Below are 25106 nucleotides of genomic sequence, written 5' to 3'. Positions count from 1 at the left end.
CGCAGGTCACGCGTCCGGGTCCAGGAGGCCGTCGGGCGGGTCGATCGTCACGGCCTCGCGCGTCACCGTCGGCACGATCTCGGTGACGAAGGGGATCAGCACCTCGGCGCCGGCCGCGGTGGTGACCGAGAGCAGCTCTCCGCCGGGCAGGTGCAGGACGTCGGCGATCTCGCCCACGTGCTCGCCGTCGACGGTGCCGACCGGCAGCCCGATCAGCTCGTGGTCGTAGAACTCGTCGGGATGATCGCCGGAGTCGACGTCGGCGGCGTCGATCAGGAACACCGTGCCGCGCAACGCATCGCCCGCGGTGCGGTCGGTGACGCCCTCCAGGGTCAGCAACAGCCGCCCGGCGTGGGGCCGGGCGGCTGTCACCGTGTAATTCTTCTCGCCGCCGCCTTTGGGCGCGCGGCCGCGCAGGACGGTCCCGGGGGCGAAACGCTCCCCCGGATCGTCGGTGCGCACATCCACCACGAGTTCTCCGCGAACGCCGTGCGTCTTGGCCACACGGCCGATCACCAGATCCATCGCGGCGGCGCGATCAGCGGTCGGTGTCGACGATGTCGACGCGCATCCCGCGGCCGCCGACACCGGCGACCAGGGTCCGCAGCGCGGTGGCGGTCCGGCCGTTGCGGCCGATCACCTTGCCCAGATCCTCGGGATTGACGTGGACCTCGATCATCCGCCCGCGACGGCCGGTGATCAGTTCCACCCGAACCTCGTCGGGGTTGGCGACGATGCCGCGCACCAGGTGCTCGACGGCGTCAGCGATGACGGCACTCACGCCTTGGCCTCGTCACCGGCCTCGGCGACCGCCTCGGCCACGGTCTCGCCGTCGGCGGCCAGATCCTCGGCAACCGCCTCGGTCTCCGGCTCGGCCAGCTTCACCTCGTCCTTGACTTCCTCGACCTTCTCGGTCTCGGTCTTCTTGGACTTCTTCTTCGCGGTGGTGGCTGCCACGGCGGGCTCGTTCTCCGCGGCGGCCAGCGCGGCGGCGAACAGTTCCTGCTTGCTGGTCTTGGGCTCGGCCACCTTCAGGGTGCCCTCGGCGCCCGGCAGGCCCTTGAACTTCTGCCAGTCACCGGTCACCTTGAGCAGGGCGAGGACCGGCTCGGTCGGCTGTGCGCCGACACCCAGCCAGTACTGCGCGCGCTCGGAGTCGACCTCGATCAGCGAGGGATCTTCCTTCGGGTGGTACTTGCCGATGGTCTCGATGGCCCGGCCGTTGCGGCGGGTGCGGGCATCGGCGACGATGATGCGGTACTGCGGGTTCCGGATCTTGCCGAGCCGGGTGAGCTTGATCTTGACAGCCATGTAGCAATCCTTCAGTGTCACTGCGCAATTCAGCGATCCACCGAGAGGTGAATCCGGTTTTGCGATCTCTTACGGGGTGACCGCCGGTCGGCACGTGACCGGTTCCGGCGAACCAGCGTTTCATTCTGCCAGACCCGCCCCCGCCCTGACAAAAGCGCCGCCGGCGCCTCGGCCTCGCCGATGCACGGCCGCGGGAGCCCCTTGGCTACACTCGACCGACGACGCGGCCGCTGCGCACGAACGGCCGTCCACTGCCCACGAGGAACGGAGAGCACTCGACCATGCTCAACGTCCTCGCCTACGCCTTCGTGGACGCGGTCAACGTCCTGCTGATCGGCGTCCTGGTGGCGCTGGCCATGATGCTCGCCCCCGGCCGCTACCGCTGGATCGCGGGCCTGCTGATCCTCGGCGACTGGCTGGGCGTGGCCCTGATGGCCCTGGTGGTGCTGCTGGCCTTCGACGGCCTCGGCGACTTCGTGAAACACGTCGTCGATTCCCCCGTCTTCGGCATCCTGCTGATCCTGACCGGCATCGTCACCGCGATCCTGACCTACCGGGGCGGCGATTCCTCGGACCTTGTGGACCGGATCCTGACGCCGCTGCGCACCCCGTCGCCGCTGACCGTCCTGGTCGGCATGATCCTCGGCGCCATCCAGTCGGCCACCTCGGTGCCCTTCTTCGCCGGGCTGGCCGTGCTGTCGGCGAGCGGGATGCCCGCCGCCGAGCGCTATCTGGGCATTCTGCTGTTCGCCTGCGTGGCGCTGAGCCTGCCGTTCCTGGCGGCCCTGCTGCTCGGACTGGTCCGCCGCTTCCCGCACTCGTGGATCGGCCGGCTCTTCGCCAAGGCCCGCGCCAATCAGGGTGTGGTGGCCCGCGGGGCCGGCTGGCTGGTCTCGGCCCTGCTGATCGTCATCGGCGTGATCAGGCTGCTCTGAGCTGCAGGCCGCTGCAGACCACGTGCCGCGGGCGGCGCAGCGTCGACGGGTCCCGACCCGGATCGGCGTCCAGGACCAGGAAGTCCGCTCGTGCCCCGTGGGTCAGCCCGTCGGCGCCCAGCCATCGCCGCGGCCCGGTGGAAGCCGCCGCCAGGGCTTCCAGCGGCGAGTACCCGATCCCGGTGAGGGCTTCGACCTCGTCGACGATGCGGCCGTGTTCGACGAAGCCGCCCGCATCGGTGCCCGCGTAGATCGCCACCCCGGCCTCACGGGCGGCCGCGTACACCGCCGACGACTCGGCGTACAGCTTGCGCATATGGGCCTGGTAGACCGGGAACCGGTCGGCGCCTTCGGCGATCCCGGGGAAGTTCTCCACCTGGATCAGGGTGGGAACGAGAGCGATCTCGCGCGCCACCAGCTGATCGATCAGGTCCTCGGTGAGTCCGGTGCCGTGCTCGATCGAGTCGAAGCCGGCGCCGATGATGTCCGGCAGGGCGTCGTAGCCGAAGACGTGCGCGGTGATCCGCGCCCCGGCGTCGTGTGCCGCGGCCACCGCGGCGTCGAGTTGGGTGCGCGTCCAGAGCGGCGCCAGGTCGCCGGCGTCGCGGTCGATCCAGTCCCCGACCAGCTTCACCCAGCCGTCGCCGGCGGCGGCCTGCCGGCGCACCTCGTCGGCGAGGGTGTCCGGGTCGTCCAATTCCACGCCGTAGTCGCGCAGATAGCGCTTGGGCCGGGCGATGTGCTTGCCGGCGCGCAGAAAACGCGGGCACCGCGGATCGTCGTCGAGCGGATGGGTGTCCAGCGGCGATCCCACTTCGCGGAGCAGCAGCGCCCCGGCGCGCGCGTCCTGATGGGCGAACTCGCGCGCCTTCTCGACGGTCACGCCCAGGCCGGGAGCGATGCCCACGTGATTGTGGGCGTCCACCAGCCCCGGCACGATCGCGCCGCCGTCGGAGACGGTCTCGGCACCGGGCAGCGCCTCGGTGGAGATTCGCCCGCCGTCGACCCACAGTTCGACGGTCTCACCGGTGAACGGATCGATTCCGCGGTAGTGCTCGGCCACGGCGAGCTACTTGTTCTTCGGCAGCTTCAGGTCGGACAGGTCCAGGCCTTCCAGCCCCGGCGGCATCTGGTCGAGGCCGGGCGGCATCTGCGAGAGGTCCATGCCGGGGGGCATCCCCATGCCCGGCATCATGCCCGGCAGGCCTCCGCGCATGCCCTTCGGCGGCGTCGGTCCGCGGCCCTTGCCTTTGCCCTTGCGTCCCTTGGCGCCCTTCTTGCCCTTGCGCGCGTTGCGTTTCCCGGCCCCGGGCATGCCCATCCGGCCGGACATCTGGGACATCATCTTGCGGGCCGCGAAGAACCGGTCCACCAGCTGATTGACGTCGGTGACCGTCACGCCGGAGCCGTTCGCGATCCGGATGCGGCGGGAGGCGTTGATGATCTTCGGGTCGTCCCGCTCGGCGGGGGTCATGCCGCGGATGATCGCCTGGATCTTGTCGAGCTGGCTGTCGTCGACCTGCGAGAGGGCGTCTTTCATGTCGCCGGCGCCGGGCAGCATGCCCAGCAGGTTCCCGATCGGCCCCATCTTGCGGATCATCAGCATCTGCTGGAGGAAGTCGTCCAGCGTCAGCTCGCCCTGGCTGATCTTCTCGGCGGCGGCCTCGGCCTCGGCGGCGTCCCAGTGCTGTTCGGCCTGCTCGATCAGCGACAGCACGTCGCCCATGCCGAGGATGCGGCTGGACATGCGATCGGGGTGGAAGACGTCGAATTCCTCGAGCTTCTCACCCGTCGACGCGAACATGATGGGCCGGCCGGTGATCTCGCGGACCGACAGCGCCGCACCGCCGCGGGCGTCGCCGTCGAGCTTGGTCAGCACCACACCGGTGAAGTCGACGCCTTCGGCGAAGGCCTGCGCGGTGCTCACCGCGTCCTGGCCGATCATCGCGTCCAGGACGAAGAGCACCTCGTCGGGCTCGGTGGCGTCGCGGATCGCGGCGGCCTGCCCCATCAGCACCTCGTCGATGCCGAGACGGCCCGCGGTGTCGATGATCACCACGTCGTACTGCTTGTCGCGGGCGTACGCCACGCCGTCGGTGGCCACCGCGACCGGATCGCCGGAGCCGTCGGTGCCCAGGTCGCCCTCGCCGCCGACGGACGTGCCGGCGTTCGGGGCGAACACCGGCACCCCGGCGCGGTCGCCGACGATCTGCAGCTGCTGCACTGCTCCCGGACGCTGCAGGTCGCAGGCCACCAGGATCGGTGTGTGGCCCTGCTTGGTGAGCCAGGCGGCCAGCTTGCCCGCCAGTGTCGTCTTACCGGCGCCCTGCAGACCGGCCAGCATGATGACCGTCGGCGGGGTCTTGGCCAGCTGGATCCGCCGGGTCTCGCCGCCGAGGATCGCGATCAACTCTTCGTTGACGATCTTGACGATCTGCTGCGCCGGGTTCAGCGCACCGGAGACCTCCTGGCCTTTGGCGCGCTGCTTGATCCGGGAGATGAAGGTCCGGACCACCGGCAGCGACACGTCCGCTTCCAGCAGTGCCAGCCGGATCTCACGCGCGGTGGCGTCGATGTCGGCATCGGTCAGCCGACCCTTGCCACGGAGATCCTTGAGGGCACCTGTCAACCGGTCGGAGAGGGATTCGAACATTCCCCCATCTTTCCACGATCAGTCCGCGGGCGGCGCGGGGCCCGGGCAGACCCGCAGCACCGCGGCGCCGATCTCCGCCCGCGCACCGGGGGTGTCCCGGGACAGTCCGACGCAGAAGGTGTCGATCACCGTCGAGCCCAGCGTCGTCACCGTCGCCCAGCGCACGTCGGCGCCGGCACCTTCCAGGACCGCCGCGATCCGGGCCAGCAGCGCCGGGGTGTCGGCGGTGCGCACCTCCAGCAGCACCGAGCCGTCCGCCGGATCGTCGATCCACCCCACCCGCGCGGGCGCGGGCGCCGGCGGCAGCGGAGCGCCGCGCCGGATCTTCGCCAGGACGTCGTCTCGACCGTCGAGCGCGGTGCGCAACCGCTGGCGTAGGACGTGCACGTCCGGGGGGTCGCCGAAGCCCGGCATCACCACGAAGGTGTCGACCGCGTGACCGGCGTGCACGCGCACATGCGCGGCGTGCACGGTCAGTCCGGCCGCGGCCAGCACCGCCGCCATCGACGACAGCAGTCCGGGCCGGTCCGGGGCCACCAGGGTCGCCAGATAGGTGGTCGGACCGTCGCCCGCCTCCAGGCGCACGTGCAGCCCGCCCTCCTCGGCCAGCGCCCGCTGCTCGGGGGTCATCGGGTCCGGCGGCGGCACCTCGGCACCGCCGATCACCTCCAGGACCCGGCCGGTGAGACCGGCCACCAGACCGGCCTTCCAGTCGCTCCACACCCCGGAACCGGTGGCCTCGCCGTCCGCCTGTGCCAGCGCGCCCAGCAACTCCACCAGGACCCGGTTGTGCCCCAGCGTGTCGGCCACCTCGGCCACCACCCGCGGATCGGCCGGGTCCCGCCGAGTGGCGGTCGACGGCAGCAGCAGATGGTGACGGACCATCGCCGACAGGATCTCCACGTCCTGCGGCCACAGGCCCAGCCGCCGGCCGATCACCGTCGCCAACTCCGCCCCGACCTCGCAGTGGTCGCGGTCGCGGCCCTTGCCGATGTCGTGGATCAGCGCGCCCAGCACCAGCAGATCCGGCCGGGACACCGACGTGGTCAGGGCGGCCGCACCCGCCACCGTCTCGATCGAATGGCGGTCCACCGTCCAGGTGTGCACCGGGTCGCGCGGGGCCAGATCCCGGATGTGATCCCATTCGGGGAACATCTTCCCCCACAGGCCGATGCGGTCGAGGGCCTCGACGGTGCGCGCCATCGGCGCCCCCGACGACAGCAGCACCAGCAGGTCGCTGAGCGGCTCGGCGGTCCACGGCACCACCGGCTCGGGCGCGTAGCGGGCCAGGCGTTCCAGCGCCGGGCCGTTGATCGGCAGATCGTTCCGCGCGGCGGCCGCGGCCACCCGGAAGACCAGCCCGGCGTCCTGACTGGGGATCACCGAGCGGGCCAGCGCCACCTCGCCGTCGTGGCGCACCACTCCCTCGTCCAGCGGCGTGCGCACCGGCAGCCTCCGCAGGCGGGACAGTCCGCGCCGGCCCACCGCGTTGGCGGCGGTCCGCAGGCCCGTCTCGACGGCGAAGTCGACGGTGCGCGCCGCATCGCTGAGCAGCCGGGCCAGGGCGAACCGGTCCTCGAGTCCCAGTGCCACGGCGAGATCCTGCGCGTCTTCGGGCTGCAGCCGGTCGCGCGAGCGGCCGGTGATCAGATGATGCTGAGTCCGCACGTCGAGCAGCCGCTGGTAGGCCCGCGCGACCGGGGTCCCCGGTTCGTCGGCCCGCAGCCGGGACAGCCCGTCGGTCAGCTGAGCCAGCGCCAGCGAGTTGAGCAGTTGCACGTCGCGGAGACCGCCGCGGCCGTTCTTCAGGTCCGGCTGCGCCCGCTGGGCGTTGTCGCCGGTGCGCTCCCACCGCTCCCGGGTCAGCTCGAGCACATCCGGCAGCCGCAGCCGCGCCTCGATCCGCCACAGGTTCCGCACCGAGTCCACCATCAGCGCGGCCAGATCGCGGTCCCCCGCGATGAAGCGCGCGTCCAGCAGACTCAGCGCGGCGGTGGGCTGCTCACGCGCCGCACGCAGCGCATCGGGCAGGGTCCGGACGCTGTGGTCCAGGCTCAGGCCCGAATCCCAGATCGGATACCAGAAGCCGTCGGCGATGGCCGCGAGCCGCTCCGGGTGCCGGTCCTCGTGCAGCAGCACCAGATCCAGATCCGATCCCGGGACCATTTCCCGCCGTCCGAGCGCCCCGACGGCCACCACGGCGTAGCCGCAGCCGTCGGTGACCCCGAGAGCGTCCGCGCGTTGCACGATCCACCCCTCGTAGGCTGCGGTGAGGGCCTCCCGCAGATCCTCCCCGGCCGGCCTGTCGGGCGAGAACCCGGACAGCACCGCTGTCCGGGTCGCCGCGAGGCTGCGCGCGGCGTCGGCCGCGCCGCCGTCAGAGAGCTTCGGTGCCGCGTTCACCGGTCCGCACCCGGACCACCGATTCCACCGGGGTGATCCAGACCTTCCCATCGCCGATCTTGCCGGTGCGGGCCGCTTCGACGATCACGTCGGTGACCCGGTCGAGGTCGTCGTCGTCGACCACCACCTCCACCCGGACCTTCGGCACGAAGTCGACGGCGTACTCGGCACCGCGGTAGACCTCGGTGTGGCCTTTCTGCCGGCCGTAGCCCTGCACCTCGCTGACCGTCATACCGACGATGCCCAGCTGCTCGAGTCGAGACTTGACGTCCTCCAATGTGAACGGCTTGATGATGGCGGTAATCAGCTTCATGGGTGAACCCTTCCTGTTCTGGTTTCCGAGCCTAGTGCCGCTGACATCAGGCGAGCTCGTAGGCGGTCTCGGCATGTTCCGCCGAGTCGATGCCGGTTGCTTCTTCTTCGCGGTCCACTCGCCAGCCGAGCGGCTTCAGAGCGAACGCGATCACCGTGGTCAGGACGCCGGTGTAGACCAGGGCCACGAGTGCGATCACGATCTGAACCACCAGCTGCTTGGGGTCGTGGCCGTAGAACAGGCCCGACTCCTTGGCCAGCAGGCCGATACCGACGGTGCCCCAGAGTCCGGAGACCAGGTGCACGCCGACCACGTCGAGCGAGTCGTCGAAGCCGAGCTTGGTCTTCAGACCGATCGCCAGGGCCGAGAGGGCACCGGCGACGACGCCGAGGCCGAGCGAGCCGACCGGGGTCAGCGCACCACAGGCCGGGGTGATCGCGACCAGACCGGCGACGATGCCCGAGGCGGCACCCACACTGGTGGGGTGCCCGTCGCGCCACCATTCGATGGCCAGCCAGCCCACGATCGCCGCCGCAGTGGCCGCGGTGGTGTTGACCCACACCAGGCCGGTGGTCGCGTCGGCGCCCAGTTCCGAGCCGGCGTTGAAGCCGAACCAGCCGAACCACAGCAGGGCCGCGCCGAGCATGACGAACGGGATGTTGTGCGGGCGGTGCGTGGTGCGGCCGAAGCTCAGCCGCTTGCCGACCACCAGGGCCAGCACCAGCGCGGCCATACCGGCGTTGATGTGCACCACGGTGCCGCCGGCGAAGTCGATGGGCTCGACGGTGGCCGCACCGTCGGTGGTGCCGAAGATCCAGGCCGCGAACCCGTTCTCCGAACCGGACAGCAGTCCGCCGCCCCAGACCATGTGGGCCAGCGGCAGGTACACCAGCACGGTGAAGAACACCGTGAAGACCACCCATGTGGAGAACTTGGCGCGCTCGGCGATCGCACCGCTGATCAGCGCCACGGTGATCACCGCGAAGGTCAGCTGGAACGCCAGGAAGACGATGGCCGGAATGCCGGTGTCGCCCCACATCACCACCTGGGTGACCCCGTCGACCTCGCGAGTGGCCATCAGCTGATCGGAGCCCCACAGGGCGAAGGGATTGGAGAACACTCCCCCGATGTCGCCGGTGCCGGTGAGCGAGTCACCGAAGGACATGGAGAAGCCGAAGAGAACGTAGACGACGGTGACCGACGCCAGGGCGATGAAGGACATCATCATCATGTTCAGGACCGCTTTGCCGCGGCAGAGGCCTCCGTAGAAGAAGGCCAGGGCGGGCGTCATGAGCAGCACTAGGGCCGCGCTGATCATCACCCAGGCGGTATCGCCGGTGTCGAATGTGCCGAAAACGCTGTCGGGTAGCGCCGTTGTCACGGTGGACCTCCTCATCTACGCCGGTTTGGGCGTGTGAGAAAGACTGTGTCGCGCGGAGATTTCCCGCGATCGTCCGTAACGGTTTCGGTGATGTTACGTGCGCCACCGCAGCGTTAAGGCTGCATTGCCGACCGGTGACCGGCGCCGCTCAGGCCCGGGCGGCGATGGCGGCCAGGTCCAGGTTCGCGTCCAGCACGCCGTACAGGTGGCCGGGGTCGGCGATACGGCCGGCGACGAAGGCCTCGGTGACCGGCGCCGGTGCCCGCTGGATCAGCACCGAGCCCTGCAGCGCGATCGCCATCGACTCGGTGAGGCGGCGGGCCAGCGCCGGAGCGTTCTGCGGGTCGGCGGCCGCGGCGGCGATCAGCTTGCGGGTGCGTTCCACGTGCAGGTCGTAGTCGCGGTACACGCCGAGCGCCTTCTCGAATTCGGCGTCGACGGCCTCCACCGACTGCGGATCACGCATCATCGCGCGCAGCACGTCCAGGGCGATCACGTTGCCCGACCCCTCCCAGACGGCCATCACGGGCTGTTCGCGGTAGCGGCGCGCCAGCGGGAAACCGGTCTCGGTGTAGCCGTTGCCGCCGAGGCATTCGAGGGCCTCGTAGGCGTGGCCGGGCCCGCGCTTGCACACCCAGTACTTGCCGACGGCGGTGGCCAGCCGGCGGAAGGCGGCCGCGTCGGCGGAGTCGTCGTCGTAGGCGGCGGCCAGCGCGATACCGGTCCAGACCGCGGCCTCGGCCTCCACCTGCAGGTCGGCGATCACGGCGGTCATGGCCGGCTGGTCGATCAAGGTGGCGCCGAAGGCCGACCGGTGGCGCACGTGCCACGCTGCTTCGGCCACCGACTGCCGCATACCGGCGGCGCTGCCGAGGATGCAGTCCAGGCGGGTCTGGTTGACCATTTCGATGATGGTGCGCACCCCGGCGCCCTCGTCGCCCAGTCGCCAGCCGACGGTCCGGTCGAACTCCACCTCGCTGGAGGCGTTCGACTTGTTGCCGAGCTTGTCCTTGAGCCGCTGGACGTTGAAGACGTTGCGGGTGCCGTCGGGCAGGACCCGCGGCACCACGAAGCAGGTGACGCCCGGCTCGGTCTGCGCCAGCACCAGGAAAGCGTCCGATTGCGGGGCCGAGCAGAACCACTTGTGGCCGGTGATCAGGTAGGTGCCGTCGGACTGTTCCGCCGCGCGGGTGGTGTTGGCGCGCACGTCCGAGCCGCCCTGCTTCTCGGTCATGGCCATGCCGAAGATGGCTGAGGTCTTGTCGCCGGTGCCCAGGTCGTGCCGGTAGTCGCGGGAAAAGGTGCGCGGCAGCCACTGCTCGGCCAGGACGGGATCCACCCGCAGGGAGGGCACCACGGCGTGGGTCATGCTGACCGGGCAGGCGTGCCCGGGTTCGATCTGGCCGAACTGCATGAACATCGCGGCGCGGGCGACGTGCGCGCCCGGACGCGGATCCGACCAGCAGCTGGTGTGCGCGCCGTGGGCGATCGCGTCGCCGATGATGCGGTGGTAGGCCGGGTGGAACTCGACGTCGTCGATGCGGTGACCCCAGCGGTCGTGGGTCACCAGCTTCGGCGTGAAGGTGTTGGCCAGTTCGGCGTCGCGCTGGAAGTCCGCGCCCCCCACCAGTGCGCCCGCTTCGGTCAGGTCGTTCCCGGCCCAGCCGCCGCCGAAGGTCTCGACGGCCTCGACCAGCGCGGTGTGGCCGGTGTACTCGTTGATGCCGGTGCGCGGCGGGGCCTGGTTGAACACCTGGTGGGTGGCGGTCATGGCGAACTCCTCAGTTCTCGGTGGGTCTCGCGCCCAGCGCGAGGAAGCAGAAACGCCGGATCGTGGCGATCAGGGCTGCCGGATCGGCCGGCGGGTGCGGGGTCAGTTCGGGATTGAGGGCGCCGACCAGCGACTCGGAGACCGCGCCCATCACGGCACCGGCCACCACCGGCACGTCCTGGTCGACGAAGGTGCCGGCCGCGATGCCGTCGGCGACGATCGTCTCGCCGAGTTCGCGATAACTGCGGCGCAGCCGGAGCCGTTCGGCGTCCACCGCCGCGGTCACCGGCTCGAACAGCAGCGACCACGCCATCCGCCGCCCGCGCAGCGCGCGTTCGGCGAAGGTGTCGATCAGCGCAGCCAGCCGGGCGGCCGGATCGCCGCCGGCGTCGCCGACCACGCGGGCGACCCGGGCGAACTCCTCCTCGGCCGCGGCGCGGAAGACCTCGGCGAGCAGGGCCTCCCGATTGTCGAAGTACGAGTACACCGAGCCGACGCTGACGCCGCTGCGCTCGGCGATGGCGGCGACGGAGGCGCCGGCGAAGCCGCCGGCGGCAACCACGTCCCGGGCGGCGGCGAGCACCGCGTCGCGCTTGGCCTGCGCGCTGGCGCGGGTCGCCTCGGTCGGCCGGTAGGCCATCGCCGCTCCTCGAACTGACACCAATGAACTGAACTGTGATTCAAACCTTGCTCAACAAGGATTGAATCACAGTTCAGTTCTTAAGGCCAGGGGGCGACAGCCGCCTTCTACAGCAGTGCGTCGACGAAGGCGCCCGGATCGAACGGCGCGAGGTCGTCGGCGCCCTCCCCCAGTCCCACGAGTTTCACCGGCACGCCCAGCTCCTCCTGGATCCGGAAGACGATGCCGCCCTTGGCGGTGCCGTCGAGTTTGGTCAGCACCACACCGGTCAGGTCGACCACCTCGGCGAAGACCTTCGCCTGCGTCAGCCCGTTCTGGCCGACGGTGGCGTCCAGGACCAGCAGCACCTCGTCGACCGGAGTCTTCTTCTCCACCACACGCTTGACCTTGCCGAGCTCGTCCATCAGGCCGGTCTTGGTGTGCAGGCGTCCGGCGGTGTCGATCAGCACCACGTCCACCCCGTCGGCGATCCCGGTGGCCACCGAGTCGAAGGCCACCGACGCCGGGTCGGCGCCCTCGGCGCCGCGCACGATGCCGGCGCCGACCCGCTCACCCCAGGTCTGCAGTTGGTCGGCCGCGGCGGCGCGGAAGGTGTCGGCGGCGCCGAGCAGGACGCGGCGCCCGTCGGCGACCAGGACGCGCGCCAGCTTGCCGGTGGTGGTGGTCTTGCCGACGCCGTTGACGCCGACCACCAGGACCACGGCAGGTCCGCCGGCGTGCGGCAGGGCGTGCACGGCGCGGTCGAGGTCCGGGCGCAGCTGCGCCACCAGCACGCGGCGCAGTGCGGCGCGCGCATCCTCGGCGGTACGCACCTTGCCGGTGGCCAGTTCGGCCCGCAGATCCGTGACCACGGCCTCGGTGGCAGCGGTGCCGAGGTCGGCCATCACCAGGGTGTCCTCGATCTCCTCCCAGCTGTCCTCGTCCAGGTCGCCGGCGCCCAGCAGGCCCAGCATGGAGGTGCCGATCGCCCCCTGGGAGCGGGCCAGCCGGCCCCGCAGGCGCGACAGCCGGCCCTCGGTCGGGGCGATCTCGTCGAGCACCGGCTCGGCCGCGACGGGCTGGGCTTCGGGCTCGGCCTCGGGTTCCGGTTCGGCCTCGGCCTCAGACGTCGCCGACTCCGCGGACTCCTCGACCACCATGGCCGAATCCTCGGACTCGGTCTCGGTGCCGGGCAGCTGCGCGATCGGATCGTCGGCGACCGGGGTGACCGGGGCGTCGGAGGCCTCGGCGAGGATCCGCTCGGCCTCCTCGGCCGCGCTCTCGGGTTTCGGGGCAGCCGGTTTCGGGGCGGCCGGTTTCGGGGCGGCCGGTTTCGGGGCGGCGGGGGGCGGGGCGGTGGCCGTGCCGCCCTGACTGAACGAGAAACCGGTGCCGGCTTGGTAGCCGCCGGACTTGTCCACCTGGCGCTGCCCGTCGACCTCCTGCTTCTGCGTGGGCTCGGCCAGGGTGATCCGGCGCCGCCGGGACAGCGCGACGCCGGTGACGGCGAGCAGCGCCACCAGCAAGACGACGCCGATGACGATGCCGATGATGACTTGAGTGTTCACGTGGAGCCTTTCAGCTTGCGGAGGCGGGCGTCAGATCGACGCCGCGCAGACGCTGGGAGATGACCTGGGTGATGCCGTCGCCGCGCATGCTGACGCCGTACAGGGCGTCGGCGATCTCCATGGTCGGCTTCTGGTGGGTGATGACGATCAGCTGACTGCGTTCGCGCAGCTGCTCGAACAGGCTGATCAGCCGCCGCAGGTTGGCGTCGTCGAGGGCGGCCTCCACCTCGTCCATCACGTAGAACGGTGAGGGCCGCGCGCGGAAGATGGCGACCAGCATGGCCACCGCGGTGAGCGACTTCTCGCCGCCGGACAGCAACGACAGCCGTTTGACCTTCTTGCCCGGCGGCCGGGCCTCCACCTCGACGCCGGTGGTCAGCAGATCGTTCGGGTCGGTGAGCACCAGTCGGCCCTCGCCGCCCGGGAACAGGGTCGCGAACACCTGGGAGAACTCCTTCTCCACGTCGGCGTAAGCCTCGGTGAAGACCTGCAGGATGCGGGCGTCGACCTCGGCGACCACCTCGAGCAGGTCCGCACGGGCCCCCTTCACGTCCTCGAGCTGCGCGGACAGGAAGTTATAGCGCTCTTCCAGCGCCGCGAACTCCTCCAGGGCCAGCGGATTGACCTTGCCGAGGGTGTTCAGATCCTTCTGCGCCTTCTTCGCGCGGGTCTCCTGGGTGGCGCGGTCGAAGGGCATCGGGGCCGGGGCCACCACCAGTTCGCCGCGCGCCTTGGCCTCGGTGTATTCGCGCATCTCCAGATCCGACGGCGGCATCGGGACGTCCGGGCCGTACTCGGCGATCAGGTCGTCGGGTGCCACGGCGAACTGCTCGAGGACTTGTTCCTCGAGCTGTTCGATCCGCAGGGCGGCCTGGGCCTTGGCCACCTCGTCGCGGTGAACGGCATCGCGCAGGGAGTTCAGGGTGGCGCCGGCGGCGTCGACGCGGCCGCGCAGTTCTTCGGTCTCGGCGGTGCGGGCCGCGCGGGCCGCTTCGAGTTGGTCACGTCCGGCGGCGGCGCTCGCCAGTCCGGCGGCGACCTCCTCGGCCAGCGCGGTCGAGGCTTCGGCCACGGCGGCTGCCACCCCGGCGGCGTAGCGGCGCTGCGCGTCCTGGCGGCGCTGCCGCTCGCGGTTGCTGCGTTCGGCGGCGGCGCTGCGGCGCAGTCCCTCGGCCTTGCCCCGGACCGACGACAGCCGTTCTTCGGCGGTGCGCAGCGCCAGCCGGGTCTCCACCTCCACCGACCGTGCGGTGGCGACTTCGGCGGCCGCCGCCTCCCGCAGGGCGCGGTCTGCATCGTCGTCGTGGTCCAGGTCGGTCTCGTCCACGGCGCGCCGCAGCCGCTCGTCGACGGCGGTGAGCTCGGCCAGGTTCTCCGCCCGGCCCTCCTCGGCCCGCTCGCGCTGGCGGACCAGCCGCTGCGCCTCCTGTTCGGCGCTGCGGATCTCGGTGCCCAGCCGGCCGAGCAGTTCGTAGGCGGCCCCCACGTCGGCGTCGGATTCGCCGAGCGCGGCAAGCGCCCCCTCGGCGGCCTCGGCGGCCCCCCGCTCCTCGGTGAGGGCCCGCGCGAGGTCGTCGGCGAGTTGCTCGGCGTCCCGGCGGGCCGCGGCCAGGTCTTCGGTGGCGGTGTCGATCGCCGATTGCACTTCCAGCGTCGACGGCCGCGCCGAGATGCCGCCTTCCACCGCGGCCTCGGAGATACGGTCACCGGCGCGGGTCACCGCGAGCACCCGGTGCTCTCGGGCCACGGTCATCGCCTCGGCGGCGTCGTCCACCAGGACGATGTGGTGCAGCAGCACGTCGATCGCACCGGCGATGGATCCGGGTGCGGTCACCACGTCGCGCGCCCAGACCGCGCCGGCGGGCAGTTGCGGGCGGTCGCCGCGGGCCCGGTCGGCCAGTCCCCCGACGATCAGTGCGGCGCGGCCGCCTTCGCCGTCGCGCAGGGCCTCGAGCGCGCCTAGGGCGGCGACCTGGTCGACGGTGGCGATCGCGTCCACCGCCGGGCCCAGGGCGCCGGCGATCGCGGTCTCGTATCCGGGTTCCACGGTGAGCAGTTCCGACAGCGGCGCGAGCAGTCCACGGGTTTCGCGTTCGAGCAGCCAGGCGCCGCCGTCGGCGCGTTCCAGGCCGACGGCCAGCGCGTCGATCCGGGCGGTCAGCGAGGCGATCCGCTGCTCGGCTTCCCGCTCGGCCTGGCGCAGGGCCGCGACTTGCTCGCCGGCCGCGGTCAGCGCGGCGACGCAGCGTTCGTGGTGGGAGTCCAGGCCCTCTTCCCGGGCCTCCAGGTCTCGCATCCGCTCGGCGGCCTCGTCCAGCTCGCGCTGCGCGGCGGCGGCGCGTTCGTGCGCGGCATCGATGGCCTCGGTCAGGCGCTGGGTCTCCCCCTCCACCGAGTCGACGCGGCTGCGCAGGGTGGCGGCCTGACCTTCCAGCCGGGCCAGGCCCTCGCGGCGGTCGGCGACCGCCTGGACGGCCGTCAGGTGGGCCTTCTCGGCCTGCGCCGACGCCTCTTCGGCCGCGGCCAGCGCCGCAGTGGCGTACTCCAGGCGGCCGGCAGCCTCTTCGACGGCGGCGGTGTGCTCGGCCTCGGCCAGGGCCGCCTCGTCGGCGCGGCGCTCCAACTCGTCCGGATCCGGGCCCCCGGCCGGTGCGCTCGGCGTCGCCAGGTGGGTGGCGCGTTCGGCGGCCACCCGCCGGGTGCCCTCGACCCGTTCGGCCAGGGCCGAGAGCGTGTAGAACACCCGGCCGGCTTCGGCCGCGGCCGGGGCCACCTGCGCGAGCTGCTCCTGGCTCGCCGTCAGCGCCGCGGTGGCGGCGTCCAGCTCGGCGGTCACTTCGTCCTGCTTGCGCCGGATCTCGTCCTCGACCGCCGAATGCTCGGCCATCTCGCTGCGCCGGGCGACCAGGTCGTCGGCGGCCAGCCGCAGTCGCGCGTCGCGCAGTTCCGCCTGCACCGTGGCGGCGCGGCGGGCCACTTCGGCCTGCCGGCCCAGAGGTTTGAGCTGGCGGCGCAGTTCGGCGGTCAGGTCGGTCAGCCGGGCGAGGTTGGCGGCCATCGCGTCGAGTTTGCGGACCGCCTTCTCCTTGCGGCGGCGGTGCTTGAGCACTCCGGCCGCCTCCTCGATGAACGCGCGCCGGTCCTCCGGGCGCGATTCCAGGATGGTCGCGAGCCGACCCTGACCGACGATGACGTGCATTTCGCGGCCGATGCCCGAGTCGGACAGCAGCTCCTGCACGTCCATCAGCCGGCAGGCATTCCCGTTGATCTCGTACTCGCCGGCGCCGTCGCGGAACATGCGGCGGGTGATCGAGACCTCCGAGTAGTCGATCGGCAGCGCACCGTCGGAGTTGTCGATGGTCAGGGTCACTTCCGCGCGGCCCAGGGGGGCGCGGCCGGAGGTGCCGGCGAAGATCACGTCGGCCATCTTGCCGCCGCGCAGCGCCTTGGCGCCCTGCTCGCCCATCACCCAGGTCAGCGCGTCGACGACATTGCTCTTGCCCGAGCCGTTGGGGCCCACCACACATGTGATGCCCGGCTCGAAGCGGAGGGTCGTCGCCGACGCGAAGGACTTGAAGCCCTTCAGGGTCAGGCTTTTGAGGTGCACGACGCTAAAGCCTACTCACCGGTGATCGGCGGGGATGCTCACCGCTCGGAGAAACCGCTGTACTCGCCGCGCGCCTGATCGAAACTCTCGACCACCAGGTCCACCGACCCGGCGGTCTTCCCGGACCGCAGCTGGGCCAGCAGGGCGTCCAGCGCCGGCCGCGGGCCCTCGGCCACCACCAGCACGCGTCCGTCGGCCAGATTCTTGGCGTAGCCGGTCAGGCCCAGCTCCAGCGCCCGTGACCGGGTCCACCAGCGGAAACCCACCCCCTGGACCATGCCGTGCACGTACGCGGTCAGCCGTTCCATGTCAGGCCCCGTCGGCGTCGATGGTCAGCTTCACCTCAGTGCCGGCTTTGAGGGTGCGCCCGACGGTGCACACCCGGTCCACGGCGCGCTCGACCACCACCAGGAGGCGCTGCAGCGCCTCGGGCTCGAGGGCGGACAGGTCCACCTCGAGCACCTCGTCGATCCGCGGGTACACCTCGTTCTCCCGGTCGGCGTCGCCGGAGACCCGGACGGTGGCCTCGTAGTCGTCACCGAGGCGGCGCGACAGGGGCAGGTCCGTGGACATGCCCGAGCAGGCCGCCAGGGCGATCTTCAGCAGTTCGCCCGGAGTGAAGACCCCTTCGACGTCCTCCGAACCGATCAGCACCTGCGCCCCGCGGGAGCTGTGTCCGGTATAGCGGCGGGGGCCGGTGCGCTGGACCCAGAGTTCGGTCATGAGTTCTTGCCTTTCGATCGGGGCGGACTTTCGTGTCCTACGAATCCAATCATCAGGCCGTGGAGACCGCGTCCGACGGCTCAGCCACTTGCGCCCACAACTCGTCGAGGGAGAGGCCGAGCACCTGTGCGAGGGCGGCGATAGTCGGGAACGAGGGCGTCGCCACCCGCCCCGTCTCGATCTTCCGCAACGTCTCCGGCGACACGTCGGCTTCGAGTGCGACGGCGAGGATCGAGCGCTCACCCCGGGCGAGCCTCAGCAGCGCACCGAGGCGCTGCCCACGTTCGATCTCCCCGACGGTGAGCGGCAGTCTGACCATGCCAACCACTGTAATACCGGTATGATCTGACCGGTATAGTTATTGGAATGATTGAGATCCTCGACCATGCCCAGCTCGAACGCGCACGCGCCACGGGCCGTCTCGTCGGCGACATCCTCCACGCCATGAAAGACAGAGCGCGGGTCGACACGAATCTGCTCGACATCGACCGGTGGGTCAAGGGCATGATCCTCGAAGCCGGCGCCGAATCCTGCTATGTCGACTACGCGCCGTCGTTCGGCAGGGGCCCGTTCGGGCATTACGTCTGTACAGCGGTCAACGACGCCGTCCTCCACGGGAAGCCGCACGACTACCGGCTGGTCGATGGAGACCTGCTCACCCTCGACCTCGCCGCCAAGCTCAATGGCGTCGCCGCGGACGCTGCGGTCAGCTTCGTGGTCGGGCAGGACCACTCTTCGCGGGATCGAATGATGATCGAGTGCACCGAGCGGGCGCTGGCCGCCGGCATCGCGGCGGCGGGACCTCGAGCGCGCGTCGGCGACATCTCCCACGCCATCGGCACCGTACTCGCCGGCGCGGGCTACCCGATCAACCTCGAGTTCGGCGGTCACGGCATCGGCACCACCATGCACCAGGACCCGCACGTGCCGAACTCGGGGCGACGGAGACGCGGCTTCAAGCTGCGGCCCGGCATGTTGCTCGCACTGGAACCGTGGGTGATGGCCGACACCGACCGGCTGATCACCGACTCCGACGGCTGGACGTTACGCAGCGCGACCGGATGCCGCACCGCACACAGCGAACACACGATCGCGATCACCGAACACGGCGCCGAAATCCTCACGCGGCCTTCGTGATCGAACAGCGGGTTCCGCACGGTTCACCCGATCACCGGCGCGGCGTCCGACTGCGCGGCGGCGGCTGGCAGACGGGGCAGAAGAACGAGCTGCGGTTCATGAAGCTCTCGCGGGCCATCGGGGCGCCGCACCGCGCGCACTCCTCCCCTTCCCGCCCATAAGCATTCAGGGCGCGGTCGAAGTAGCCGGACTCGCCGTTGACGTTCACGTACAGGGCGTCGAACGAGGTGCCGCCGACGGTGATCGCTTCGCTCATCACTTCTCCGGCCGCCTCCAGCAGTTGGTGCAGCCGGGCCCGCGGGATGCCGCGCGTGCGGCGACGCCCGTGCAACTGCGCCCGCCAGAGGGCCTCGTCAGCGTAGATGTTCCCGACGCCGGAGATCACCGTCTGGTCCAGCAGTGCGCGTTTGATCTCGGTGTCCTTGCGGCGGAGCCGATCCACCACCGCCCCGGGGTCGTAGGCGGGGTCGAACGGGTCGGCGGCGATGTGCGCGATCGACACGGGCAGCCGACTGCCGCCGGTTTCGGCGTAGTCGTCGAGGTGCCAGCCGCCGAAGGTCCGCTGGTCGACGAAGCGCAGTTCGTTGCCGTCGTCGAGTTCCGCGCGTATCCGCAGGTGCACCGGATCGGGTGCCCCGGCCCCCGCGATCAGCATCTGCCCGCTCATCCCGAGGTGCACCACCGCGGCCACTTCGTCGGCGGCGTCTGCGGCCGCCAGCCACAGATACTTGCCGCGCCGGGAGACCCCGAGCAACTGTTTTCCGCGCAGGCGGTCACGCAGATCGACCGGTCCCCCGGCGTGTCTGCGCACCGCACGCGAATGCAGCACCTGCACGTCCGTCACCCGGCGCCCGGTCAGGTGCTCGGTCAGCCCCAGGCGAATGGTCTCGACCTCGGGTAGTTCAGGCACTCGTACTCTCGCCGGAGCCGTACTCGCCGTTGAGGGCCTGCCAGGCCAGCGCGGCGGCCTTCTGCTCGGCTTCCTTCTTGGTCCGGCCCACCCCGGAGCCGCGCGCGGCGCCACCGACGATGGCCTCGGCGGTGAACTCCTTGTCGTGGTCGGGCCCGGTGGAACTGATCTGGTAGTGCGGCACCCCGAGGCTGTGCGCGGCGGTGAGCTCCTGCAGCGAGGTCTTCCAGTCCAGGCCCGCGCCGAGTTCGCCGGCCCGCTCGATCATCGGCTCGAACAGCCGGAGGACGACCTCTTTGGCCACCTCGATGCCGTGGTCGAGGAAGACCGCCCCCAGCATCGATTCCAGGCCGTCGGCCAGGATGCTGGCCTTGTCCCGGCCGCCGGTCATCTCTTCGCCGCGCCCCAGGTACAGGTGCCGGCCGAGGCCGCCGGGCCCCAGTTCGCGGGCGACGTCGGCCAGGGCGTTCATGTTCACCACGCTGGCGCGGATCTTGGCCAGCTCCCCTTCGGGCCGATCGGGGAAGCCGAGGTAGAGCCGTTCGGTCACCACGACGCCCAGTACGGCGTCGCCCAGGAACTCCAGACGCTCGTTGGTCGGCAGGTTCCCGTTCTCGTAGGCGTACGACCGGTGGGTCAGCGCCAGAGTGAGCAGGTCCTCGCTGAGGCTGACGCCGAGGGCTGCGAGGAGCTCGGCCGGATCGGCTTTGCTCACGCCTTCGACTCCTCGCCGGGGTCTGTCAATTTGTCGGCCAGGGCCGCCCATCGCGGATCGATGCTCTCGTGGGCGTGTCCGGGCTCGGCGTCGGCCAGCCGGACGCCGCATTCGGCGCACAGGCCGGCGCAGTCGTCGTCGCACACCGGGCTGAGCGGCAGTTCGGTGCCGACGCCGTCGATGACGAGCTGTTCCAGATCCACTTCGTCGTCGACCAGCCGGGCGACGTCGTCTTCGTCACTGGTCTGATCGGTCGCACTGTCCGGGTAGGCGAACAGCTCGGTGAGATAGAGGTCCACGTCGCCGGTCACCGGCTCCAGGCAGCGACCGCACTGGCCCTGCGTGGCCGCGCTGACCGTGCCGGACACCAGCACCCCCTCGGACACCGACTCGAGCCGCAGGTCCACGTCGATCTCACCCTCGGCGGGGATGGCGATCATCTCCGCGCCGATGCGGTCGGGCGCAGGGAAGCTCCGATGCACCTCGATCATGGAACCGGGCCGGCGCGGGAGGCTGCGCACGTCGATCACGAACGGACTGGTGCGGGAAGATGAGCTCACGCCGGTGATTTTACCGTGAGCAACGCCCCGCCGGTCAGCCCGCCATCGGGGTGGCCGCGTGGACTCCGCGATCGGCGCCCGCGTAGTCGTGGGCGTACTCGACGTAGTCGTGCACGGCCGCACCGGTGCGCAGCTGCTGGCGGCCGCGGTTCACCGACCGCAGGGTGTTGGTGAGGATGTCCTCGAAGCCGGCCAGCTTCTCGTCGACGTAGACGTCGCAGTCGCCCCGGAGGCGGTCCGATTCGGCGTACGCGGCGTCGACGATGCGATCGGCCTCGGACTTGGCCGCGGCCACCACCTCGGCCTCGGAGACCAGGCGCTGCTGTTCGGCGATGCCGTCGGCGACGGACTTCTCGTAGTTCGCGTTGCCGGCGTCGACCACGCGGCCCGCCTCGGCGTGGGCCCGGCCTGTGACCGCCTCGAACTCGCGCTGCGCGTTGGTGTGCAGGCGCTGAGCCTCCTCGGCCGCGGCCTGCTGCACCGAGGCTGCGTGGGCGGCGGCCTCGTCGACCATGCGGTCGGCGCGCGACTTGGCGTCGGCCAGCATGCGGTCGGACTCCGCGCGCGCCTGCTCGAGCATCGACGAGGAGTCACGTTCGGCGCTGGAGACCATGGTGTCGGCGCTCTCGCGGGCGTTGTCGATCAGGGTGTCGCGCTCGTCGAGCACGTCCTGGGCGTCGTCGAGTTCCACCGGGAGGGCATCGCGCAGATCGTCGAGCAGTTCACGCATCGCCTCGCGCGGCACCACGCAGTTCGCCGACATCGGGACGCCCCGGGCCTCCTCGACGATGGCCATCATCTCTTCCAGAGCTTCGAAGCAGCGGTACACGGTTACCCCTATCCGGCGCAGTACCGAAGGACTGGCCTGGTCGTTAATCCTGAGGCCATTGTGCCGAATGGTGCTCATGTGACTGGGGAGGCGCGCGGGCGTGTCTCGATATCGCCGAACCGGGCCGATCAGGCCCGACGCACCCCGTCGATCCGGTCCATCAGCGCCGCGTGGATGGCCGGCGAGAGATACGGGGAGGCCTCGCCGCCGAGCTTGGCCACCTCCTTGACCAGCGAACTCGACACGTGCGCGTACCGCGGATCGGTGAGCATGAAGAAGGTCTCCGCCCCGGACAGCTCCCGGTTCATCTGCGCCATCGGCGCCTCATAGGCGAAATCGGTCTCCGACCGCAGGCCCTTGACGATGGTGGTGGCGTCTTCCTCGCGGACCAGATCGACCAGCAGGCCGGTCCAGCTACGCACCTCGACATTGGGCAGATCGGCGCAGTCGCTCTCGATCAGCGCGATGCGCTCGGGGACGGTGAACATCCCCTGCTTGTTCGGATTCACGACCACCGCGACGATCACCCGGTTGAACCGGGCGGCGGCCCGCTCCACGACGAAGCGGTGACCGAGGGTGAACGGATCGTAGGAACCGGGGCACACTGCTGCACTCATGGCGCAGACCCTACCGAGCCGCCCCTGCCCTGCCCCGTTACTCGGCCGCGCCGTCGCCCACGACCGCCGTGGCGAGGGTGACGACGGTGTCCCCATAGGTCTTGACCGAGACCGGTTCGAGCGACGACGGCCAGCGCGGCTCCCGACTGCGGCTGGCCCGCTCGAGCACCACCCACGCCCCCTCGGCGAGATGCGGCGGCAGCGCGGCGAGCACACCGGACATCTCGTCCGCGCTCAGCGCGTACGGCGGGTCGGCGAAGACGAGATCGAACAGTTGTCCGGGGGCGGCCAGGTAGGAGGACACCGACCGGTTCACCACGCGAGCCCGGCCCTGCGCGCCGCAGACCGCGATGTTCTCCCGCACCACGGCGGCGGCCCTGCGGTCCGATTCCACCAGGACCGCACTGCCCGCGCCCCGCGAGAGCGCTTCCAATGCCAGCGCCCCGGTCCCTGCGTAAAGATCGAGCACGCGGGCATCGGCGATGTCCATCCGCGCTCCGAGCATCGAGGCGATCGCTTCGCGGACCCGATCGGAGGTGGGACGGGTGGCGTCGGCGGGGGTGGCGAGTCGGCGACCGCGGAAATCGCCGGCGATGATGCGGGGCATGGTGAACCCATCTTAGTTCCTCGTCCGCCCTCGCGAACGCCCCCGGTGTGACTTATCCCACATCCCCCCTCTGATCAGTGAGGAACCGGGTGGAACTGCGAAAGCCCGCTGTCACATTGTGACTTCGAGACGTGTTCTCGTTACCGTCGAAGGCGTCATGAATCCGGCTACACCGAAATCACCAGTGGAATCCCGGACCGGAACGAGCTTCCGGAAACCGGTGGTCGACGATGGAATGCGCCTCTGGGAAATCGCCCGCGATTCCCAGGTGCTGGACGTCAATTCCAGCTACGCCTATGTGCTGTGGTGCCACGATTTTCCAGACACGTCGATCGTCGCCGAATCCGACGGCGGCGTGGTGGGGTTCGTGACCGGGTATCGAAAGCCGAGCCGGCCGGATGTACTGATGATCTGGCAGGTGGCCGTCGATGCCGACCAGCGCGGCCGGGGAATCGCCGCGCGCATGCTGGTCGAACTCTTCGAGCGCTGCCGCGCCGAGGGCGTGACGAGCATGCAGACCACCATCAGCCCGGACAACGACGGCTCGAAGCATCTGTTCGCTTCAGCCGCGAAAACCCTGGGATTGGGATTCCGATCCGAATCCCTCTTCGCCGCAACACTGTTCCCGGATGCACACCAACCAGAGGATCTGTACATCCTGGCGGCGGATTCACAATCTGAATAAGGAAATAACGATGACCACCATCGATACGCATGTGGACGACAAAACCTTCACTAAATACGAATCTGAAGTCCGTTCTTACTGCCGGAACTGGCCGGCCATCTTCGATACCGCGCAGGGCGCGTGGCTGACCGACGTCGACGGCAACAAATACCTCGACTTCTTCGCTGGCGCCGGCGCACTCAACTACGGGCACAACGACCCCGACCTCAAGGAAGCGCTGCTGCGCCATCTGGTGCGCGACGGCATCACGCACGGTCTGGACATGTCGACCGTCGCCAAGGGCGAGTTCCTGCAGACTTTCCACGACCGGATCCTGGCGCCGCGCAACCTGGACTACAAGGTCCAGTTCCCCGGTCCGACCGGCACCAACGCGGTCGAGTCCGCGCTGAAGCTGGCCCGCAAGGTGACCGGCCGCGAGTCGATCGTCAGCTTCACCAACGCTTTCCACGGCATGACCCTGGGCTCGCTCTCGGTGACCGGCAACGCCACCAAGCGCGCCGGCGCCGGCGTGCCGCTGGTGCACAGCACCCCGATGCCGTTCGACGACTACTTCGACGGCGCCGTCGAGGACTTCGGCTGGTTCACCCGAGTGCTCGACGACCACGGCTCGGGCCTCAACCGGCCGGCCGCGGTGATCGTGGAGACCATTCAGGGTGAGGGCGGCGTCAACGTCGCTCGCGCCGAATGGCTGAGCGCGCTCGCCGAGCTCTGCCAGTCGCGCGAGATCCTGCTGATCGTCGACGACGTCCAGATGGGCTGCGGCCGCACCGGCGAGTTCTTCTCGTTCGAGATCGCCGACATCAAGCCGGACATCGTGACGCTGTCCAAGTCGATCAGCGGCTACGGCCTGCCGATGGCGCTGACTCTGCTCAAGCCCGAGCACGACGTCTGGAATCCGGGCGAGCACAACGGCACCTTCCGCGGTAACAACCCGGCCTTCGTGACCGCCACCACGGCGCTCAACAAGTACTGGTCGGACGACCTGCTGACCCGCGACGTGCACCGCAAGGGCGCGATCATCTCGGAGACCTTCGCCGGTCTGTCCGAGAAGTACGAGGGCGTCACCCACCGCGGTCGCGGCATGGTGCAGGGCCTGGTCTTCGACGAGCCCGAGCTCGCCGGCAAGGTCTGCGCCCTGGCGTACGAGGACCGTCTGCTGGCCGAGACCTCCGGCCCCAGCGACGAAGTGGTCAAGCTGCTTCCGCCGCTGACCATCGACGAGGACGACCTGCAGCGCGGCCTGGACATCCTGAGCAAGGCGGTCGCGGCCGTCGCCACCGAGCGCACCCCGGAGGTTGCTGAATGATCGTTCGTACCACCGAGGAGATCACCGGTACCGACCGCGACGTGGCCGCCGGACACTGGCGGTCCAAGCGGATCGTGCTGGGCGGCGACCGGGTGGGCTTCTCGTTCCACGAGACCACCATCGAGCCCGGCTCGGTCAACGAGTTCCACTACGCCAACCACGTCGAAGCGGTGTGGCTGGTGGAAGGCACCGGGACGCTGACCGACCGTGAGGACGGCACCGTCTACCCGCTGGCCCCCGGCACGATGTACCTGCTCAACGGCCACGAGCGCCACACGGTCACCGTCGACGACAGCGGACCGATGCGGATGCTCTGCGTCTTCAACCCGCCGGTCGTCGGCACCGAGGTGCACGACGAGAACGGCGTGTACCCGCTGGTGACCGTCGACGACTGACGTCCCGGAACCGGGTTCGACCGATTTCGATCCGCGGTCCGCACGATGGTTGCACAGCAAC

Annotated in this window: 26 protein-coding genes; 5 read left to right on the top strand and 21 right to left on the bottom strand. The window is 70.3% G+C overall.

All coding sequences use genetic code 11. From position 1 onward, the window contains the following. Positions 1-6: 6 nt before the first annotated feature. From rimM to rpsP, 3 genes are read right to left on the bottom strand one after another with little or no spacing between them, the layout of a single operon-like run. On the bottom strand, positions 7-525 hold the full coding sequence (rimM, locus tag ABD732_RS09505) for a ribosome maturation factor RimM (RefSeq protein ID WP_344783000.1): 519 nt from the start codon (positions 523-525) through the stop codon (positions 7-9). Positions 526-538: 13 nt separating this feature from the next. After that, positions 539-781, bottom strand: coding sequence for an RNA-binding protein (locus tag ABD732_RS09500; RefSeq protein WP_344782998.1), 243 nt, complete (start codon positions 779-781; stop codon positions 539-541). Next, complete coding sequence (rpsP, locus tag ABD732_RS09495; protein ID WP_344782996.1) at positions 778-1311, bottom strand: 30S ribosomal protein S16; 534 nt, start codon at positions 1309-1311, stop codon at positions 778-780. Before rpsP ends, ABD732_RS09500 begins: the two co-directional genes overlap by 4 nt. A gap of 281 nt (positions 1312-1592) precedes the next feature. Here rpsP and ABD732_RS09490 point away from each other — a divergent pair, with 281 nt between their 5' ends. Continuing rightward, positions 1593-2246: a hypothetical protein gene (locus tag ABD732_RS09490; RefSeq protein ID WP_344782994.1), complete on the top strand. Its 654-nt coding sequence runs from the start codon at positions 1593-1595 to the stop codon at positions 2244-2246. Here the strand turns inward: ABD732_RS09490 and ABD732_RS09485 are convergent. From ABD732_RS09485 to ABD732_RS09430, 12 genes are all read right to left on the bottom strand, one after another. Further along, entirely contained in the window at positions 2233-3309 is a 1077-nt protein-coding gene (locus ABD732_RS09485; RefSeq protein WP_344782992.1) for an amidohydrolase family protein, read from the bottom strand. The genes ABD732_RS09490 and ABD732_RS09485 overlap by 14 nt on opposite strands. A gap of 6 nt (positions 3310-3315) precedes the next feature. Then, positions 3316-4899 (bottom strand): signal recognition particle protein, encoded by a 1584-nt coding sequence (gene ffh / locus ABD732_RS09480; RefSeq protein ID WP_344782990.1) that lies wholly within the window; start codon positions 4897-4899, stop codon positions 3316-3318. A gap of 18 nt (positions 4900-4917) precedes the next feature. Then, complete coding sequence (locus ABD732_RS09475; RefSeq protein ID WP_344782988.1) at positions 4918-7302, bottom strand: [protein-PII] uridylyltransferase; 2385 nt, start codon at positions 7300-7302, stop codon at positions 4918-4920. Next, a complete protein-coding gene (locus ABD732_RS09470; protein WP_344782986.1) occupies positions 7277-7615 on the bottom strand; it encodes a P-II family nitrogen regulator in 339 nt (112 codons plus the stop codon). The genes ABD732_RS09475 and ABD732_RS09470 overlap by 26 nt, the downstream gene beginning before the upstream one ends. A 46-nt stretch (positions 7616-7661) precedes the next feature. Further along, positions 7662-8996, bottom strand: coding sequence for an ammonium transporter (locus tag ABD732_RS09465; RefSeq protein WP_344782984.1), 1335 nt, complete (start codon positions 8994-8996; stop codon positions 7662-7664). A 148-nt stretch (positions 8997-9144) separates the two neighbouring features. Then, a complete protein-coding gene (locus ABD732_RS09460; protein ID WP_344782982.1) occupies positions 9145-10767 on the bottom strand; it encodes an acyl-CoA dehydrogenase family protein in 1623 nt (540 codons plus the stop codon). Between the two features lie 10 nt (positions 10768-10777). Next, on the bottom strand, positions 10778-11407 hold the full coding sequence (locus tag ABD732_RS09455; RefSeq protein ID WP_344782980.1) for a TetR/AcrR family transcriptional regulator: 630 nt from the start codon (positions 11405-11407) through the stop codon (positions 10778-10780). A 107-nt stretch (positions 11408-11514) separates the two neighbouring features. Then, positions 11515-12954 carry a signal recognition particle-docking protein FtsY gene (gene ftsY / locus ABD732_RS09450; protein ID WP_344782978.1) on the bottom strand — a complete coding sequence of 480 codons (1440 nt, stop codon included), beginning with the start codon at positions 12952-12954 and terminating at the stop codon, positions 11515-11517. 10 nt (positions 12955-12964) lie between these two features. After that, complete coding sequence (gene smc / locus ABD732_RS09445) at positions 12965-16561, bottom strand: chromosome segregation protein SMC (RefSeq protein ID WP_344782976.1); 3597 nt, start codon at positions 16559-16561, stop codon at positions 12965-12967. A 38-nt stretch (positions 16562-16599) separates the two neighbouring features. After that, on the bottom strand, positions 16600-16869 hold the full coding sequence (locus tag ABD732_RS09440) for an acylphosphatase (protein WP_344782974.1): 270 nt from the start codon (positions 16867-16869) through the stop codon (positions 16600-16602). A 1-nt stretch (position 16870) separates the two neighbouring features. Then, positions 16871-17284: an OsmC family protein gene (locus ABD732_RS09435; protein WP_344782972.1), complete on the bottom strand. Its 414-nt coding sequence runs from the start codon at positions 17282-17284 to the stop codon at positions 16871-16873. A 52-nt stretch (positions 17285-17336) separates the two neighbouring features. After that, positions 17337-17603, bottom strand: coding sequence for a helix-turn-helix domain-containing protein (locus ABD732_RS09430; RefSeq protein WP_344782970.1), 267 nt, complete (start codon positions 17601-17603; stop codon positions 17337-17339). A 47-nt stretch (positions 17604-17650) separates the two neighbouring features. Here ABD732_RS09430 and map point away from each other — a divergent pair, with 47 nt between their 5' ends. After that, on the top strand, positions 17651-18421 hold the full coding sequence (map, locus tag ABD732_RS09425; RefSeq protein WP_344782968.1) for a type I methionyl aminopeptidase: 771 nt from the start codon (positions 17651-17653) through the stop codon (positions 18419-18421). 31 nt (positions 18422-18452) lie between these two features. On the opposite strand, the gene mutM is transcribed toward map, so the two are convergent. The 6 genes from mutM to rsmD all read right to left on the bottom strand — a co-directional run bounded on the left by mutM (position 18453) and on the right by rsmD (position 22659). Then, complete coding sequence (gene mutM, locus ABD732_RS09420; protein ID WP_344782966.1) at positions 18453-19331, bottom strand: bifunctional DNA-formamidopyrimidine glycosylase/DNA-(apurinic or apyrimidinic site) lyase; 879 nt, start codon at positions 19329-19331, stop codon at positions 18453-18455. Continuing rightward, positions 19324-20046 (bottom strand): ribonuclease III, encoded by a 723-nt coding sequence (gene rnc, locus ABD732_RS09415; protein ID WP_344782964.1) that lies wholly within the window; start codon positions 20044-20046, stop codon positions 19324-19326. Before rnc ends, mutM begins: the two co-directional genes overlap by 8 nt. Continuing rightward, positions 20043-20606 (bottom strand): YceD family protein, encoded by a 564-nt coding sequence (locus ABD732_RS09410; protein ID WP_344782962.1) that lies wholly within the window; start codon positions 20604-20606, stop codon positions 20043-20045. The genes rnc and ABD732_RS09410 overlap by 4 nt, the downstream gene beginning before the upstream one ends. A 34-nt stretch (positions 20607-20640) precedes the next feature. Further along, on the bottom strand, positions 20641-21435 hold the full coding sequence (locus ABD732_RS09405; RefSeq protein WP_344782960.1) for a DivIVA domain-containing protein: 795 nt from the start codon (positions 21433-21435) through the stop codon (positions 20641-20643). A 128-nt stretch (positions 21436-21563) separates the two neighbouring features. Continuing rightward, entirely contained in the window at positions 21564-22052 is a 489-nt protein-coding gene (coaD, locus tag ABD732_RS09400) for a pantetheine-phosphate adenylyltransferase (RefSeq protein ID WP_344782958.1), read from the bottom strand. A 37-nt stretch (positions 22053-22089) separates the two neighbouring features. Then, a complete protein-coding gene (rsmD, locus tag ABD732_RS09395) occupies positions 22090-22659 on the bottom strand; it encodes a 16S rRNA (guanine(966)-N(2))-methyltransferase RsmD (RefSeq protein WP_344782956.1) in 570 nt (189 codons plus the stop codon). A 157-nt stretch (positions 22660-22816) separates the two neighbouring features. Here rsmD and ectA point away from each other — a divergent pair, with 157 nt between their 5' ends. The 3 genes from ectA to ABD732_RS09380 are packed head-to-tail and all read left to right on the top strand — an operon-like array spanning position 22817 to position 25045. Next, positions 22817-23344: a diaminobutyrate acetyltransferase gene (gene ectA / locus ABD732_RS09390; protein ID WP_344782954.1), complete on the top strand. Its 528-nt coding sequence runs from the start codon at positions 22817-22819 to the stop codon at positions 23342-23344. A 10-nt stretch (positions 23345-23354) separates the two neighbouring features. Next, the gene (gene ectB / locus ABD732_RS09385; protein ID WP_344782952.1) at positions 23355-24650 is read left to right on the top strand and encodes a diaminobutyrate--2-oxoglutarate transaminase; all 1296 of its coding nucleotides are present in this window, start codon (positions 23355-23357) and stop codon (positions 24648-24650) included. Further along, positions 24647-25045, top strand: a complete 399-nt coding sequence (locus ABD732_RS09380) for an ectoine synthase (protein ID WP_344782950.1) — start codon at positions 24647-24649, stop codon at positions 25043-25045. Before ectB ends, ABD732_RS09380 begins: the two co-directional genes overlap by 4 nt. Positions 25046-25106 lie beyond the last annotated feature (61 nt).

The organism is Gordonia caeni (assembly GCF_039537105.1).
GTDB classification, from domain to species: Bacteria; Actinomycetota; Actinomycetes; order Mycobacteriales; family Mycobacteriaceae; genus Gordonia; species Gordonia caeni.
This window is presented reverse-complemented; position numbering and strand designations above follow the sequence as displayed.